General features: G+C 70.5%; 1 pseudogene. It reads left to right on the top strand.

Annotated features, from left to right (window positions below):
* Positions 1–1,229: pseudogene (locus NW75_RS21775) on the top strand (ComEC/Rec2 family competence protein); the annotation flags it as partial.

Below are 1,229 nucleotides of genomic sequence, written 5' to 3'. Positions count from 1 at the left end.
GTGCGTGTGCGGCTCGCGCCGATCCGGGTGCTGGCGGTGCCCGAACGGCGCGGGCCGCCCCAGCCGCTGCCAACGCTCCCCGCGCATCTGCGCGTCAATTTGACCGACGCCGATGTTCCAGTCGGGCTGGCGCCGGGAGCCACGCTGTTGTTGTCGGCGCGGCTGATGCCGCCCCCCGAACCGCCGTGCCCGGAGCCTATGATTATGCCCGCACCGCCTGGTTCGACGGAATCGGCGCGACTGGGCGTGGCTTCGCGCCGATCCGCGTCATCGCGGGTGGCGGCACGGCGGCGGAAGCGGGGCTGCGCGTGCGATTGTCGCAGCATATTCAGGCGCAAGCAGGCGGGGGCGGGGCAGGGGGCATTGCCGCCGCGCTGGCTACCGGCGACCAGGGCAGCATCCCGATGGCCGACAATGAGGCGATGCGCCGTTCGGGTCTTGCGCATTTGCTCTCGGTCAGCGGCTTGCACATCACGGCGGCGGTCGGCGCGGTGATGGTGCTGGTGATGCGCCTGCTCGCGCTCAGCCCGTGGCTGGCCTTGCGCTGGCGCTTGCCGCTGATTGCAGCGGGAGCGGGGGCGCTCGCGGCGATCGGCTATACGCTGCTGACCGGGGCCGAAGTGCCGACGATCCGGTCCTGCGTCGCGGCCTTATTCGTGCTGATCGCGCTGGCGCTGGGGCGCGAGGCGCTGACGCTGCGGCTGGTTGCAGCGGGCGCGGTGGTGGTGTTGCTGCTCTATCCCGAGGCGCTGGCGGGGCCGAGCTTCCAGCTGTCCTTCGCCGCGGTCGCCTCGATCATCGCGCTCAACGAGCACCCCGCGGTCCGCGGCTGGTTCGGCCCGCGCGAGCAATCTCGGCTGGCAAAGCTGGCGCGCGAGCTCGCTTCGTTGTTGCTGACGGGCCTTGTCGTGGAACTGGCGCTGCTGCCGATCTCGCTGTTCCACTTTCAGAAAGCCGGGGTGTACGGCGCGGTCGCCAATATCGTGGCGATTCCGCTCACCACCTTCGTGACGATGCCGCTGGAGGCGCTGGCATTGCTCTTTGATTGCATCGGCGCGGGGGCACCGTTCTGGTGGGCGACGGCGCGCTCGCTCGATCTACTGCTGTGGATCGCGCACACCACCGCCGCCATTCCCGGATCGGTCGCGCCGCTGCCCGCCATGCCCGGTGCTGCTTACGCCCTGATGGTGGTGGGTGGCCTGTGGCTGGCGTTATGGCGCACGCGCTGG

The organism is Sphingomonas sp. Ant H11 (assembly GCF_000797515.1).
Lineage (GTDB): Bacteria > Pseudomonadota > Alphaproteobacteria > Sphingomonadales > Sphingomonadaceae > Sphingomonas.
This window is presented reverse-complemented; position numbering and strand designations above follow the sequence as displayed.